This window comes from Pseudomonas sp. GW704-F2 (genome assembly GCF_059423025.1).
Genome location: NZ_JBWKXO010000014.1, coordinates 37,033 through 51,754, shown reverse-complemented (window position 1 = coordinate 51,754; position 14,722 = coordinate 37,033). Strand labels below are relative to the sequence as shown.

10 protein-coding genes and 2 pseudogenes are annotated in these 14,722 nt (G+C 65.5%); 1 reads left to right on the top strand and 11 read right to left on the bottom strand.

The genetic code is table 11. The features are described from left to right. Positions 1-32: 32 nt before the first annotated feature. A pseudogene (locus AC07W0_RS14080) lies at positions 33-146 on the bottom strand (helicase); the annotation flags it as partial. A gap of 11 nt (positions 147-157) precedes the next feature. On the opposite strand from AC07W0_RS14080, the pseudogene AC07W0_RS14075 reads away from it, so the two are divergent. Further along, positions 158-379 (top strand): annotated as a pseudogene (locus AC07W0_RS14075) (histidine kinase); the annotation flags it as partial. A 108-nt stretch (positions 380-487) separates the two neighbouring features. Here the strand turns inward: AC07W0_RS14075 and AC07W0_RS14070 are convergent. The 10 genes from AC07W0_RS14070 to AC07W0_RS14025 form a co-directional block, all read right to left on the bottom strand. After that, positions 488-862 carry a hypothetical protein gene (locus AC07W0_RS14070; protein ID WP_046385148.1) on the bottom strand — a complete coding sequence of 125 codons (375 nt, stop codon included), beginning with the start codon at positions 860-862 and terminating at the stop codon, positions 488-490. A 124-nt stretch (positions 863-986) separates the two neighbouring features. Next, positions 987-1,916: a type VI secretion system-associated lipoprotein TagQ gene (tagQ, locus tag AC07W0_RS14065; protein ID WP_102618740.1), complete on the bottom strand. Its 930-nt coding sequence runs from the start codon at positions 1,914-1,916 to the stop codon at positions 987-989. An 84-nt stretch (positions 1,917-2,000) separates the two neighbouring features. Next, a complete protein-coding gene (locus tag AC07W0_RS14060) occupies positions 2,001-3,713 on the bottom strand; it encodes a formylglycine-generating enzyme family protein (RefSeq protein ID WP_017849966.1) in 1,713 nt (570 codons plus the stop codon). Then, the gene (locus AC07W0_RS14055) at positions 3,706-4,890 is read right to left on the bottom strand and encodes an ABC transporter permease family protein (RefSeq protein ID WP_102618739.1); all 1,185 of its coding nucleotides are present in this window, start codon (positions 4,888-4,890) and stop codon (positions 3,706-3,708) included. Before AC07W0_RS14055 ends, AC07W0_RS14060 begins: the two co-directional genes overlap by 8 nt. Next, positions 4,890-5,594: an ABC transporter ATP-binding protein gene (locus tag AC07W0_RS14050; protein ID WP_046381638.1), complete on the bottom strand. Its 705-nt coding sequence runs from the start codon at positions 5,592-5,594 to the stop codon at positions 4,890-4,892. Before AC07W0_RS14050 ends, AC07W0_RS14055 begins: the two co-directional genes overlap by 1 nt. Continuing rightward, positions 5,594-8,563: a serine/threonine-protein kinase gene (locus tag AC07W0_RS14045; protein ID WP_102618738.1), complete on the bottom strand. Its 2,970-nt coding sequence runs from the start codon at positions 8,561-8,563 to the stop codon at positions 5,594-5,596. Before AC07W0_RS14045 ends, AC07W0_RS14050 begins: the two co-directional genes overlap by 1 nt. Continuing rightward, positions 8,560-9,279, bottom strand: coding sequence for a PP2C family protein-serine/threonine phosphatase (locus AC07W0_RS14040; RefSeq protein ID WP_046381636.1), 720 nt, complete (start codon positions 9,277-9,279; stop codon positions 8,560-8,562). Before AC07W0_RS14040 ends, AC07W0_RS14045 begins: the two co-directional genes overlap by 4 nt. After that, on the bottom strand, positions 9,280-9,933 hold the full coding sequence (gene tagF / locus AC07W0_RS14035) for a type VI secretion system-associated protein TagF (RefSeq protein WP_017849971.1): 654 nt from the start codon (positions 9,931-9,933) through the stop codon (positions 9,280-9,282). Then, positions 9,930-13,430: a type VI secretion system membrane subunit TssM gene (gene tssM, locus AC07W0_RS14030; RefSeq protein WP_102618737.1), complete on the bottom strand. Its 3,501-nt coding sequence runs from the start codon at positions 13,428-13,430 to the stop codon at positions 9,930-9,932. Before tssM ends, tagF begins: the two co-directional genes overlap by 4 nt. Next, positions 13,427-14,716 carry a DotU family type VI secretion system protein gene (locus AC07W0_RS14025; RefSeq protein WP_017849973.1) on the bottom strand — a complete coding sequence of 430 codons (1,290 nt, stop codon included), beginning with the start codon at positions 14,714-14,716 and terminating at the stop codon, positions 13,427-13,429. The genes tssM and AC07W0_RS14025 overlap by 4 nt, the downstream gene beginning before the upstream one ends. Positions 14,717-14,722 lie beyond the last annotated feature (6 nt).

Sequence of the window (14,722 nt, the reverse complement as noted above, 5' to 3'; positions counted from 1 at the left end):
AGGGGGCTTGCCCCCGATGAATCCACCTCGGTCTACTGCTTTTTCTTCGGCTTCAAATACTTGGTCAAGCCCTGGAACCAGATCACCAGCGCCGGGTTGCCCCTGATCTGGATCGACTTGTCCTGAATCCCCGTCATGAACGCCAGGTCTTTGTCACCCAACCTACGACGGCCAATACGCCGAGTACCCCAACCTGGTGTGCCTGGCCGTGCGCCTGCTGCGCAGCCGGGGCATCGGCTCCGGGCCGCACGAAACCATCCCCGACGAGCTGCTTGAACGCCTGGGCTTGAGCCGTGACAAGGCTGAAGAAGTCGTGGCCAAGGTGCTGGATGCCGAGGTGCTGTTGCGCGAATTGGCCTCGCAGTTCAGCCAGGGCTGAATCGGTAGCTTGTTAGATCGTTATCGGGGGCAAGCCCCCTCCCACATTTTGATCTGCGAACACGGTCAAGTGTGGGAGGGGGCTTGCCCCCGATGAATCCACCTCGGTCTACTGCTTTTTCTTCGGCTTCAAATACTTGGTCAAGCCCTGGAACCAGATCACCAGCGCCGGGTTGCCCTTGATCTGGATCGACTTGTCCTGAATCCCCGTCATGAACGCCAGTTGCTTGTTCTTCGCCTGCATCGTGGCGAAGCCATAGGCGGCGTCTTTAAAGGCAATGGCGAAAGCCGGCGCAGGGTGGACACCCGAGCGGCTGGTGATGCGCTGGTCTTTGACGATGAAGTGACGGGCAACCTTGCCGTCGAGAGTCTGCAACTGGAACGCCAGGTCTTTGTCACCCAACTGCTGCTGGAACGCAGGGTTGGTGCGGCTGGCTTTGCCCATCATCAGGCCCAGTACCCAGAGGAGAAGACGAAATTTCATGCACACGGCCTCGGTGTAATTATTGAGTGGCCGCAGCAGTGTAACGAATTGCCGAAAGAACGCCACCGATCTCGCGCTTTAGCCGGAGATCGGTTGGCGTTTACCGCTTATAGCAACAACTTGCTTATACGTTAGGGCACGGTACCGGCGCCCAGTCGGCCAGGTTCGGATCGCGGCAAGTGCCTTCGATCTGTGCTTTACCGGCGCTGGCGACCTTCTTGCTCTCATCTTGCTTGGTCTGGGCAGTCTGGAAGGTTCTTTCGGTGGCGACCGCTTCTTTCGGCACCACAGGCAGCGGCGGACGCTTGGTCACGACTTTGCTGGTCGACTTACCTTTCTTGGCCGGTACGACCGCCGGAGTGGCATCCGCTGTCGCCACGGTGACCACGTCGTTGCGCTGCACGCCCACCTGTTGCAGGTCTTTCTCGTAAGCCTGGGTGTAGTTGTTCAGGTCTTCGCTGGCCTTGCCGTTGACCGCGACGATCAGGTCATTGGATTCCTTCAGGCCGGAGACGATTTCCGCCAGGCGCTTGCGGCCTTCGGTGTCGTTGACGGTCTTGGCCTTACGGTCGGCCACCAGCTTGGTGAACGCGCTCTGGTAGCACTGCTGGGAGGCCTTGGCGTAGGCGGTGCTGCGGTCGATGTCGGAGGCGCTTTTATTGACGTCGGCTGCGTAGGAGCCAATACGCTGGTTGTCATCGGCGATCTGCTTCTGACGCTCGGTGTAGTAACCCGCCGCGCCGCCAGCCAGGGCGCCGCCCGCGGCACCGATTGCGGCGTTACGGCCGCGCTTCTCGGAGTCGCCGGTCAGGGCGCCGAGCAATGCACCGCCGGCAGCGCCAATGGCCGCACCGGTGACGACCGACTTGGTCATGTCCGAATCGGTCGCGCGCAGGTGCTGCACCGGCTCGTAGCAGTTCGGGTAATACTCGACCTTGGTGCTCGACGCGACTTTGGACGTCGGCGACGTGGCGCAACCAGTCAACACGGTGCTGAAACCGGCTGCGATCAGCAGCAAGTGACGCTTGGAAACCGCCTTACGGGAAAAAAGCATAGGTGTGTTCTCTTTTAAGTTTGACTTGCCCAGCACGGCCCACCGCCGCCTGAGTCCCTTCCAAGCTCGCTCTATAGCCAGCGATCAAGACCGCTGACCACTGGCTGCGAGCAATTCCTTCAAGATCGTTGCCGGGTCGGCCCGCTGTTGCTTGCGGTAGTTGCCGACATGGCGAACGAACAGTGTCGCGCGCGTCACCAGGCTTTTGCCGAGCACTGGCTTGCGATCCAACTCTTCCTTGATCCGTTGAAACTGCGCCTGGATCACCGCATCGGTGTAACGCGTGCCGGTGGCCAGGTTGTCGATATAGATCGCCACTGCGCCGTCGAGGGCACTGCGCCCGTTGGCGATGGCTGCGGCAAACAGCTGCGCGCTGGCCTCGTCCTTGGCGTCCACGGCCTGCTGGCGGCTCTTCTGCAGATTGGTCAGGCGGATGTTGTAGTTATTGATGGTCTCGGCCACCAACGCCGCCGACTGAATCAGGTTGCCCGCCGCTTCTTCGCGTTGCTGGGCGATCAGCGAGACGTTGCGCTTGAGCTCTTCGTTGACCAGCCCCAGCTCGGCTTGCAGGCGTGGGTCGACGCTGGCGGCGATGATGCTGTCCAGGCGCTTGGTCGGGTCCTGGGCGTCATCGATGGCATCGGTCAGCGAGGCCAGGCGGCCTTCTTTCTGCCACTGCGCGAACAGCTCCTTGTAGCGCGAACGCGGTGCCGACAGCGCACCGATCGCCACGCGAAAACCGGTGGTCTCGTTGCTTTGCTCGGTGCCGTCGGCGGCGAACAACGGGTACTCGCGGCGCATGCCGGTGAACAGCGTGCCCTCGCCCTCCAGGTAATTGCCGCCCTTGACCACAAAGCCGCCATAGGCGCCCTGGCGACGCCCGGCGTGTACCAGTTGGAAGGATTCCTGAACCATTTCCGCCGCGTTGCCGATCACATCGAACAGGCCGATCGGGTTGGGTAATTTGGTGCCGATGGGCAGCAGCCGCGCGGCCTGGCCGGTGCCGCCGGCGACTTGGTTGAACACCGCCCAATCGGCCAGCGGGCCGTCGCTTTCGCTGCCTTCGATGCGCCGCGGGAACAGGCGCCCTTCCAAGTCCTGGCGGCTCACGGCCTGGGCCCCGCGTGCGGCGAACTCCCATTCCACTTCGGTGGGCAGGCGCACAAAACCCAGGCCGCCGTCGTCCGCCGAAGCACCACGCCCGCTCACCGGCAGCAACTCGCGGTGGTATTTCATCAGCCAGGCGCTGTACACCGCCGAGAAGCGTTCGGCTTCAAAGCGCGACAGCTTGACCTTGGGCAAACGCCCGGCCATGCCGCTGGGCGCATCGCACGCGGGCGCCGGTTCGCCACTGGCCAGCGATTGCGCCTGGGACATCACCAGGGCGTATTGGCGCGCGGTCACTTCGTACTTGCCGATGAAGTAGAGCATCGGCTTGAGCGGGGTCTTGGCGTCGGTCTTCGGCATCAAGGGCGTGATGACGTTGTTCCAGTCTTTCGGCAGGTCCTTGAGGCTGAACTGGCCGTTGATGAAGTCGCGGCGATAACCGGAAATGAACGACTGCTGATAGCCCGCCTCGCCTTCGGCAAAGGGGTAGCCGAGGCTGATCTCGCGGTCGTCCAACGTGCCTTGGGCCAGCACATAGACGTAGCGGAACACCATGTTGCCTTCGCACGGCAGCGGCAGGCTGACGTCGTCCGGCAACGGCTTGGGGTTGTCGAGCTTATCGCTTGCCTCATCGGCCCACGCCAGCGAGGCCAGGCTCAGCGCCAAGGCGGCGCCCAGTAACTTATACATCTCGGATTCCTTCAGAAGCCTGGATACGCGCCACGCGCCAACCGCCACACGCTGCCGCCACGGCGCTGACGCCGAGCACAGCCACCAGGGCCAGGCCGTAATGACGCGCCAGCAGGTGGCTGGCGTGTTCGCCCGGCACCTGCACGAATAATTGATTCAAGCCCGCCTCGGCCAGGCCATACAGACCCGCACTGAACACGGCGGCCAAGCCGGCGCTGTAGAGCGCCTGCAGCACCACAAACAGCAACAGCGCGGCGGTGGAAAAGCCCAACAGGCGCAACACCGACAACTCCCTGCGCTTGCGCGCCACGGCGGCCAGCGCCCCGGCGAAGATCGCCGCGAACGCCCCCGCCAAGGCCAACCCGGCGATGATCCAGAACACGATCGACAGGTTGCGGCTCAACGACTGCACCTGGGCGATGCTCAATGCCTGGGTCGCCACCAACAGATTCTGCCCGGCGAAAAACACCCGCAGCGGCTCCACATCGGTGAGGTTGCGCGCATACAGGCGAAACGCCGGATACACCCGCTGCTCGCCCGCGCCGACCGCGTCGCCGTCCCAACCCAGCGCTGGCACGGCACGGCCGTCGCGGTAGTCTTCCACCGCTTCCAGCAGGCTCAATTCAGCAAACAGGCCGTCACGGGCGAAGGCTTCCAGCGGCAGTACCGCGAGCACCTGCAAACGCGTGCGCCGGGTTTCGACGCGCCCCGCGACCTGGCGCGCAAAGCCGGTCTCCAGCCAATCCCCGGGCCGCGCCGCGAGCTTCTCGGCGGCGGTGTGGCTCAGCACGATCTGCGCCAGGCCCTGGGGCATCGGCAAACCGTCGAGCAGTGGATCGCCCGGCGCAGTCGGCAGCATTTCCAGGGTCAATGTGCCCACCTGCGCGGTCGCCGCGATCTGCCGCGTGCGCGGGATGGCGAACGCCACGTCGTCGCGCTGGCCCAACTGCTCGACAAAGGCGCGGTTGAATCGACCACCGCCCAACGGAATAATTTCACGGGTGGCCGGGTCGTTCTCCAGGCGCTCGGTCAGACTGCTGACCAGCCCGAACTTCAGGCCGAACAACACCAGCAACGGCGCGACGACGGCGACCAGCGCCAGCACCGCGCAGGCCGACAGCCACGCATCGTTGCGGTAATCCTGCCAAGCCAGGGAAGCCACCAGGCCGAGGCGCATCAGCACACCTCCCCGAGGGTGGCGGTGATGCCGCCATCAGTGTCGCGACGGCAAGCGATACGGCGCACCTGCAAGCCGCTGGCGCGAGCCAGGGGTTCGTCATGGGTGGCGATCACGCAAGCGGCGCGGTGTTCGCGAGCGCGGGCCAACAGCGCCTGCATCACCCGTTCGGCGTTAAGCGGGTCGAGGGACGCGGTCGGCTCATCGGCCAAGACCAATTGCGGCGCATGGGCCAGGGCGCGGGCGCAGCTCACGCGCTGACGTTGGCCGACCGACAGCGCCGCCGGCTTCTTGGCCAGTTGATCGCTGATTTCCAATTGCTCGGCCAGGCGCGCCACGCTGCCATCGTCCTTCAACCCCAGCAGTTGCCGGGACAAGGCGATATTGCTGCGCACATCGAGAAAGCCCAGCAAGCCGCCGGTTTGCAGGACATAACCGAGGTGCCGGCTGCGCAGCTCGGCCAGGGCGGTCTGCCGATCAGCGCGCCACAACCCGCCGATATCGGTCTGATTGAATTCGAAGCGGTCCACCTGATCCGGCGCGAGCACCAGGGCCAGCAGGTCGAGCAAGGTGCTTTTGCCGCACCCGCTCGGCCCGACAATCGCCACTTGCTCCCCCGCGCGCAGGTGCAACGCCGGAATCACCAGGCTATAGCGCTGGGCACCGACGCCCCGGCTCTTGTGTACCGCGTTCAGGTTCAGCATTACGGCAGCGTCGACAAAGGGACGCGGTACAACGCATCGCCCGGCTCGGCAGCGCCGAAACGGACCCAGTTGGCCAGGTCATTGTGGAAGGTTTCATAGAGGCGGATCTTCGAATCCAGCTCGTCGATAAAGTCTTCCTGCTCGGCCACGCTCAACGACAGCCACAGGTCCTGGGTCATGTTCAGCGACTTGCTGCGGTACGGCAGGCCTTCCAGGTATTCGCCGAGAATGCCGCCATCGGCCAGGTTGCCGCCCTTGCGCAGGGCCTGCGGGTCGCGGCTCATATAGGCCGAGGCGCTGGCGATTTCCTGGAAGAAGTCTTTGGGCGAGGTCTGGGTTTTGCGGGCGGCGTCGACGATCAGTTTCAGCGACTGCTGCAGGTCGTTGAGCTGCAATTTGGTCAACATCACGCACACCTGGAACGCCGGCAGCGCCGGGTTGGTCAGGTCGCGGTCGGCGGTCCAGGCGCTGACCAGTTGCGGCGCCTGGCTCGCAGCTTTGCGCCCGAGGAAGTCCATGTGCATGGCGTAGCCGATGGCGGCGGATTTATCCGCCAGGCTTGGCGCGGTGCTCAACAAGGGCAGCGGCTGTGGCGTGTCATTGCGTACCTGATGCACCAGGTTGGCGAACACCGTGCCGATCTCATCGACGCGCTCGCCCAGCTTGCGCACATCACCACCCGGCACCGGCGTATACAGGTCGCCGATCTGCGGGTTGGCGTCGGCGGTGAGGATGCGGTACTGGCTTTCGGCGCCGGCGTGGGTTTTCTTGCCGGCGTCGGTGCGCAGGTGCAGGGCGTAGATCTTGATCTGCTTGCCCAGCGCCGCCTGGCGCACTTCGGCTTCGTTCATCTGGGTGGCGGCGAACGGGTCGTTCTTGCGCAGCGCGCCGGCGTCGGTGACCAGCAGGATGATACGGCCGCCGTAGCCGGACCAGTCCATGCCTTCGACAGCCTGCATCACCCCGGCAAACGCGTCCTCGTTGAAGGAGTGACTGGACACGGTCGACGCCTTGACCCCGCGCGCCAGGTCGAGGAAGCGCTGCGGGTCGCGGCCCTGGTCGAGGGTGATCAGGGTCTTGGCCACGTATTCCAGGCCCGGGGTTTTCTTGATGCTGTTGCGAAAACCCACCAGGCCGAAGCTGACGCTGTCCAACTCGCCGCGTTCGGCGATGCGGGTTTGCAGCTCGTGGACCACATCGCGGACCTGGTCGATATACGGCTGCATCGACACGGTGGTGTCGACCACCAGCACCACCGCCGTGCGGAAGGCATCGGCATTGGCGTTGATCAGCGCGGTCGCGGGCTTGGCGACCGCGCTGCTGCCAGGGTCGATGGACGCGACGTTGAGCAACTGCACCGGCTGGCCGTTGTCGTCGAAGCTCTCTTTGGAATCGAAGATCGGCAGCAGGTAGAACTGGTTCTGCGGCACCGCGCTGGCGGCCGGCTCCAGGGCCAGCACCTGGCCGTTGTCGTCGCGGTTGTTCTGCGCCTTGGCCAGCACGCCTTTGGCAGCGGCGGGGTCGGCCAGCAGCTTTTCCACTTCGCCGGATTGGCGCAGGAACATCACCGGCGCCCGGCCGGAGCGTTCGGTGAACTTGAGCACCAGGCTTTGCTTCCAGTCGCTGACCTGGGCGGCCGGCAACCAACCGTCGCTGCGCCCATCGGTGGCGGCGCCGACGCGCAGCCATGGGCTGCCGTCGACGTCCTTGCGCTGATACACATAGAGCACGGAAAACGCCGGCAGGGCTTTGCCTGGCGCGCTGCCGGCAGCGCTGGCGAGTTTCGCGCCGGGTTTGCTGAGCACGCGCTGGAACAGGGTTTTCTTGCCCGCCATCAGCAAGGGCCGTTGACCGCCGTCCACTTCGGCGACCGCCACCGGTGGTGTCACCTTGGGCACTGCCGCAGCCGGTGGCTTGGCGGGCTGATCACTGCCGCTCAACCACCAGTAACCCGCGCCACCTATGGCCAAGGCAACCGCCACCGCCACGGCAGCCAACGCCAACACCGGCCCACGGCGCTGCTCGGACACCGTGTGCCGTGGGGTTGGCGGCACCACCGGCTGGCGCGCCGGTTGCGGCTTGTCGGTCGGGATCTCGATGGATTGCGGAGTGATGCCGGCCAGATCGAAACTCAGCGGAATCGGCAACGGCCGCACCTGCGTGGCGTCCGGCGACTCGGTCGGCAGTTGATCCAGCGCCAGCAGCAACGCCGCCGCATCCGGGAAGCGCTCATTCGGGTCCTTGGCCAACAGTTTGCGCAGCACGTCCTGATAACGCCCGTGATGCAGCGGCAGTTCCGGCAGCGGCTCAGTCAGGTGGGCCAAGGCCGTGGAGAGCGCGTCGGTGCCGTTATAAGGCAGCTTGCCGACGAGGATTTCATAGAGCACCACGCCCAGCGCATACAGGTCTGCGCGGCCATCGATTTCCTGGCCACGCGCCTGTTCCGGGCTCATGTAGCTCGGCGTGCCCACGGCGAAACCGGCCTGGGTGAACTGGGTGCGGTCGTCCAGGGATTTGGCGATGCCGAAGTCCGACAGCACGGCGGTGCCGTCGGCGCGGAACAGAATGTTCGCCGGCTTGACGTCGCGGTGGACCAACCCCTGCGCATGGGCATAACCCAGCGCCGAAGCGATCTGGCGGATCAGCGTGAGGCCCTGCTCCGGAGTGAGGCCGGCGGCGATGCGCTCCTTGAGCGTGCCGTTGGGCAGGTACTCCATGGCCATGTAATACAGCTCGCCGACATTGCCGATGTCATGGATGGTCACCGTGTGCGGGTGCGACAGCCGCGCCAGGGTCTTGCCTTCGCGCAGGAAGCGCTCGCAGAAACTCGGGTCCGCCGCCAGCGCCGCCGCCATCACCTTGAGCGCGACCTTGCGCTCCAGCGAGCGCTGGGTCGCCAGGTACACGCTGGCCATGGCGCCTTCGCCGATCTCGCCTTCGATGTCGTAGCCCGGGATCACGATGTTCATGCCGATACCTTCACGACGATGGCGGTGATGTTGTCCGGTGCGCCGCGGTTCAGCCCCAGGTGGACCAGGCTGCGCACGATTTCATCCGGGGCGTCATGGCTGAGCACCTCGCGGATCTCGTGGTCCTCGACGGTCTTGTTCAGGCCATCGCTGCACAGCAGGTAACTGTCGCCGGGGGCGATCAGCAGGTCGACCACCGCCAGTTCCAGTTGGGCTTCCACACCGATGGCGCGGGTGACGATGTTGGCGCGCGGATGCACACGGGCATCGGCCTCGCTGAGCAGGCCGCTGTCTTGCAGGTCTTGCACGTAACTGTGGTCGCGCGAAATGCCGTCGAGCACGCCGTCGCGCAGGCGATACAGGCGACTGTCGCCGGCCCACAGGCACACGCCGCGCAAGCCGCGTGCGGCGAACACCACCACGGTGCTGCCCATCATGGTCACGCCACGGTTGGCGGTTTCTTCACGCACGGCCGCGTTGATGCGGATCAGGTCGTTGCGCAAGGCCGCCGAGTATTCCTCGAGGGAACGCCCCAGCGGCACACTGCGCAGGCTGTCGACGATCAGGCTGCTGACGTAATCCCCCGCGGCGTGCCCGCCCATGCCGTCGGCCACCACCCACAGGCGATTCTCGGGCAGGTCCAGGCACGCGTCTTCATTGACCTGACGAACCATGCCCACATGGCTTTTGCTCGCGGATTTGTACGTCGACCCCATCTACATCACACCTTCTTGTCCGAGCAAAAACTGCGCAAAATCGCTGGTGGCGGGCAGGCCCTGACACCGCAATAAACCAGGGGAAATCGTCTGCGAACCACGCCCCCACCACAGGCTGGCGCCTTCGCAGGCCTGTTCGGCGAGTGCGGTCATGCGCGCATGGGGTTCCGTGGCGGCTACCCGCTGCAGCCCGGCGAAACGGCTGTCCACCGCGCGCGGTTCCGTCGCCGGCAAGCCCAGGCAGTCGAGGCCGGCGTTGAAATTCTCGAAGGTGGCACCGGCATCCAGGGTGCCGAGCAACAGCTCTTCGGCCTCTTCAAACCAGCGGTCCGGGCCGCCCACCAGGGACGCCGGATTGGTGTCGTGATCGAGCAAGGCGACCACGGCCAGCGGAAAATACCGCCCGACCCGGTCGATGCTCGGCATCACCACGCCCGCCGCCGCGTTCGGCCCGCACACGCCGGGCGCCAGCACAAAGCGCCACAGCGGGCTGACCAGATACACGTTGAGCCAACCGGCGCCGAGGCTGTGTTGACTGGCGAGCAGGCCCGCCGCCAGCCAGCTGTCCCACGGGCCGATAAAACTCTGCGGCAAGGCGCGGCTGACAAAATCGCCGCGACTGGCCAACTTGCCGTAGAAGCCCAACGTCGTCATAACCGCTCCGGCAGGCTGAAGCCACTGAGCACTCGGCTCTTGAACGGGTTGAAGGCGCTGTTGGCACGCAATTCGTAGGCGATGCTCGCACCGTCGACCCGCAGGCGCAGGTTGAAGCGGTCCGGCGCATTGCCGGGCGTGAGGTCCGATTGTTCCAGCAGGCGGAACCAGGCCCACGGGCCGTCCAGGGTCACGCCGGAACGACCGCTGGCCGACGGCGGCATGATCGAAATACGCACCACGCCAATGCTGCCGGGGTTCGGCCATTGCATCGCCACCGGACGGCTCGGGCCGTGGTCGTAGCTCAATTGCTGGCCGTCGAGGTCGAGCAGGAACTGGGTGATGCTGGCGTCCATCGCCACCGGCTTGAGCTCGAAACGCACGATCGGCTGAGTACCGCCTGAGCGAAAGAACGCATCGCGGATCGTCGCCGCGCGCTGGAAGGTTTGCAGCACACCCGGCGCAATCCCGAGTTTCTGCGCCGCGCCCGGCTGCCAGCGCCAGGTCTGTGCGGAGGTATCGACGTAGGGCTGCAGATATTTGCGGAAGTAGTTATCCATCACCCCGCCCACGCCGAAGAACTGGCCGAAATCATCCAGAGTCGCGTCACGCGCGCTGCCCGGCGACATCGGATAACGCCCGGCCAGGGACTGGCGATACACGTTCACCACTTCGCTGACCCACGCCGCGTTCAGCTGGTTGCGCACCCCGCCCATCATGCTGTTGGTGGTCGAGTTGACCACCGACTTGACCATGCCCTGCACCAGCGGCGGCTGGCGCTCGGCGTTCAGGCTGACCCGCGTGGCCGCCGCTGCAGCCTGGTTCTTGGCCTCACCGAGCAAGGCATCGCCGCTGGCGCCGACCATGGCGCTGACTTGCACGTACAGCGCGTTCATATCCGCCAGCAGGCCGTCGATGGCCGCCGGCTCGCCTTCGTTCTTGCTGACGATACTGTTGAGCTCGGCGAAGTGCGCGGTCACCGGGTCGTCCGCAGCGGCCGGCGCATCCGCGTTCGGTTGCGCCTGGCCGAGCAGGTTGCCCAGGCGTTCCTTGAGCTTGTCCACGCCGCCTTCGACCGGCACGCCCTTGGCCGCCAACTGGCGTTCCTCTGCCTGCAAGTCGGTTTCCCTGGCCACCGCCACCAGCAGTTTTTTCAGCGGCGAGGTCGGCCCGGAAATCACCCGCAGCACGTCCGCCGCCTGGGCCACGCTGGTGATCGGCACAAAGTCGATGTCGGCGAGCAACGCATCCCACTGGCGCTGGTAGTCCTGGAAGTACAGGCGGCGCACGTCGGCGGCCAGGCTGACCACGTTCTGCTGGTCGGCCTGCTCATGGCCGAGCACCCATTGCTCTTCGGCCAGGGTGCCGGTCTGGTTCAGGCTGCGCAGCAGGAACGCCTGGCGATAGCCCTTGGCGGTGAAGAAACCACTCAGCGGCTCGCCCAACGGCTTGCCGCTTTTGCGGCTGAACACCAATGCGGCGTCGCGGCCGGCGGCTTCGTTGAGGCGGAAGTCTGGAATACCGTCGGGCAGTTTCTGGCGTTTGACCCGGTCATACACGCGCTGGGCCACTGGCAGTTGTTGCAACTGCCGACGCAGGTCGTCGATCAAGCGCGCATCGAGGCGTGCGCTCGGCGGGTGACGTTCGAACAACGCCTGCAAGTGTTCGGCCAGCGCCTGGCGCTGATCGGCGGGCAGGTCGCGTGGCAGGTTGCGGTCCCAGTCGAGGGCGATCCAGGCCTTGATGAAGTCCGCGTCGTAATGCTCGGTGTCGGCGAGCATCAGGTAGGCCTTGAGGCCTTCGTAAAGGAAGTCGGAGTTACCGCCGCCGTGCAGTTGCTCCTCGATGCGCGTCACCAGGCGCGGCGCGAAGACGGCGATCAACAGCTTGCGATAGACGCTGGCGGATTCGGCTTCGAGCATATCGCCCTGATACAGGCCCAGACCCTCGGACCAACTTGGCGAATCCCCGGCGAGGTGTTTCACCGCGTTGAGCAACGGCAACACGGCGAGCACTTCGCGCTGTGCCGGGCTGAGGTTCTGTACGGCCTGGCCCAGGGGCGCGACCTTCTGGTCGACCTGGGCGATATACGCCTGGTTGGCGCGATAACTGACCCACCACAGGCTGCTGACCACGATCACCAGCACCACGGTGGCCGCGAGCACGCCGCGTGCGATCCATTTGCGCCGCCGCTCGACCTGCGGGTTGACGCCCACCAGCCCGCGCTCGGCAAAGGCGACCGCGCTGAACAGTTTCTCGATGAAATAACTGCGCCCGCTGCCGCTCTGGCGTGCCAGGTGCTGGCGGTCCAGGTTCATGCTCTGGGCCATGGTGCCGATCAAGCGATCGATCGGGCTGCCTTCCTGGGTGCCGCTGGTGAAATACACGCCGCGCAGCAAGACGCGCTCTTCAAAGGCGTTGGGTTTGAACACGCCTTCGAGGAAGCTTTGCAGGCAATCTTTCAATGCGCCGAACTGCTGCGGGAAGCCGTAGATCAGGTCGCGCCGCGCCGGGTCGCGTTCCTGTTGCAGGCGTTCGACCAGGCGTTCGTTGAGGCGCTGTTCGAGGCCGGCGAATTCGCTTTGCAGGTGCACCAGGGGGCTGTCGCTGTGCTTGCCGTCGTCCAGGGCAAAGGTCATGCCCCACACCTGGGCGCGTTCTTCCTTGCTCAGGTTGTCGAAGAACTCCATGAAACCCGGCACCAGGTCGAGCTTGGTCAGCATCAGGTAGATCGGGAAACGCACGCCCAGCTGGGTGTACAGCTCCTGGATACGCAGGCGAATCGCCGCCGCGTGGGCAGCGCGTTCGGCTTCGCTGCCCAGCAGCAGGTCCGACAGGCTGATGGCGATAAAGGCGCCATCGATCGGGCGGCGCGAGCGCTGCTTTTTCAACAGGTCGAGGAAGCCCAGCCAGGCGGCTTTGTCCACCGGGGAGTTGCTGTCCTGGGTGGTGTAGCGGCCGGCGGTATCGAGCAATACGGCCTGGTCGGTAAACCACCAGTCGCAGTTGCGCGTGCCGCCGACGCCCCGCACCGCCCCGGCGCCCAATTGGGCAGCCAGCGGGAAATGCAGCCCGGAATTGACCAGCGCGGTGGTCTTGCCCGAACCCGGCGGGCCGATGATCACGTACCACGGCAGCTCGTAGAGGTTGCGCCGCTCATCCCCGCCGAGCTTGGCTTTTTTCAGCAGGGCCAGGGCTTCGTCCATGCGCTGGCGCAGGCTGGTGAGTTCTTCGGCGGTGGCGACGCTGTTGGGGTCGGCCGGGGTTTGCGCGGCCAGGCTGCGCATCACTTCGGCGGCCTGGCGACGGGCCTGGAGGATGCGGAACACACGGTAGGCGAGCCAGGCCGCAAACAGCAGGACGATCAGCGCCCAGCGCCGCCCTTCGGGCACCAGCACGTCGAGCAGGGGCCCGACAAACCAGATGATCAGGCTCAGGGCGATCAGGCCCAGCAACGGGATCACCCAGCGAATCATAAAACTGAAAAACGCCTTCACTCGACGCCCTCCGCGAGTACGGTGATTTCAACCCGACGATTGCGGGCACGGCCTTCGGCGGTGGCGTTGGTCGCCACCGGCTCGGTGTCGCTTCTGCCCTCGGCACTGAAGCGATCGCCCTGGCCGGTCTTGGCCGCGAGGATCTCCAGCACCGACTTGGCCCGCGCTTCGGACAAGGCCCAGTTGGACGGGAAGCGCAGCGTGGCAATCGGGCGGTTGTCGCTGTGCCCGGTGACGCGCACCTGGCCCTTGACCTTGCGGATCGCGTCGGCGATGCGCAGCATCAGCGGCTGGTAGTCGTCGACGATGCTGGAGCTGGCCGACGCAAAGAGCTCATCACCGCGGATCGTCACGACGGAACGGTCGACCTTGTCTTCCACCGCGACGCGCCCGGCCTTGATGTCTTCCACCAGAAAACCGGCCAGGCGCGGGCGCTCGATCACTTTCGGCTGCGCCACGGGGCGGTCGATGGCCTGCACCGGGATCTCGCCCAGGGCATGGATATTCTTGAACACCGGCTCGGCGTCTGCGGCCAGCTTCAGGCGCAGGCCGAACAGCAACGCCAGCAGCAGCGCCAGGCCGATGGCCACGGCGATCCACGGCGGCATGAACTGCGCCAGGCGATCGCGCGCCACGGTCACGCCGCGCCAGTGCGGCGACAGCTCGCGCTCGTGGTCGCCCCGGGCGCTGCGAATCGCCGCTGCGGTACGTTCACGCAGGGCTTCCAACTGGCTGCGACCATCGTTCATCACGCGGTAGCGGCCTTCGAAACCCAGGCACATGCACAGGTACAACAGTTCCAGCAGGTACAAGCGCTCGCGTGGGCTTTGCAGGCAATGGTCGAGTAGCTGGAAGACCTTTTCGCCGCCCCAGGCTTCGTTGTGAACGGTGATCAGCAGGCTCTGCTTGCCCCAATCGCTGGTGCTGCCCCACGGCGTGCTCAACACTGCCTCATCCAGTGCGGTACACAGGGCGTAACGCGCCAGCAGCACTTCGTTGCGCGCCACGCCAGCAGCTTCGGCGCGCTCTTCGAACTGGCGCAGATAGGCCAGCAACTGCGCACGCAAACTGGCCGGCGCCGGGTGGGCGATGGTGTTGCGCAGGCGTGTCAGCAAGGCCAGCAGCGGGCCGGCGGCGCTTTCCAGCGGGTTCAGGCCGTGGCTTTTGCCGGTCAGGATCGGCGCGGCCGGCATCGACAGCGGCGCCGGTTCGGCACGCGCGGGTTCGGGCGCACGGCCACCCGGGCGCGGCATGAACTGGGTGCGGTCATCATCATTGGGGTGCATCGCGGA

Coding starts and splice junctions, on each gene's coding strand:
- AC07W0_RS14070 (WP_046385148.1), bottom strand. CDS start 862: ATGAAATTTCGTCTTCTCCTCTGGGTACTGGGCCTGATGATGGGCAAA.
- tagQ (WP_102618740.1), bottom strand. CDS start 1,916: ATGCTTTTTTCCCGTAAGGCGGTTTCCAAGCGTCACTTGCTGCTGATC.
- AC07W0_RS14060 (WP_017849966.1), bottom strand. CDS start 3,713: ATGTATAAGTTACTGGGCGCCGCCTTGGCGCTGAGCCTGGCCTCGCTG.
- AC07W0_RS14055 (WP_102618739.1), bottom strand. CDS start 4,890: ATGCGCCTCGGCCTGGTGGCTTCCCTGGCTTGGCAGGATTACCGCAAC.
- AC07W0_RS14050 (WP_046381638.1), bottom strand. CDS start 5,594: ATGCTGAACCTGAACGCGGTACACAAGAGCCGGGGCGTCGGTGCCCAG.
- AC07W0_RS14045 (WP_102618738.1), bottom strand. CDS start 8,563: ATGAACATCGTGATCCCGGGCTACGACATCGAAGGCGAGATCGGCGAA.
- AC07W0_RS14040 (WP_046381636.1), bottom strand. CDS start 9,279: ATGGGGTCGACGTACAAATCCGCGAGCAAAAGCCATGTGGGCATGGTT.
- tagF (WP_017849971.1), bottom strand. CDS start 9,933: ATGACGACGTTGGGCTTCTACGGCAAGTTGGCCAGTCGCGGCGATTTT.
- AC07W0_RS14025 (WP_017849973.1), bottom strand. CDS start 14,716: ATGCACCCCAATGATGATGACCGCACCCAGTTCATGCCGCGCCCGGGT.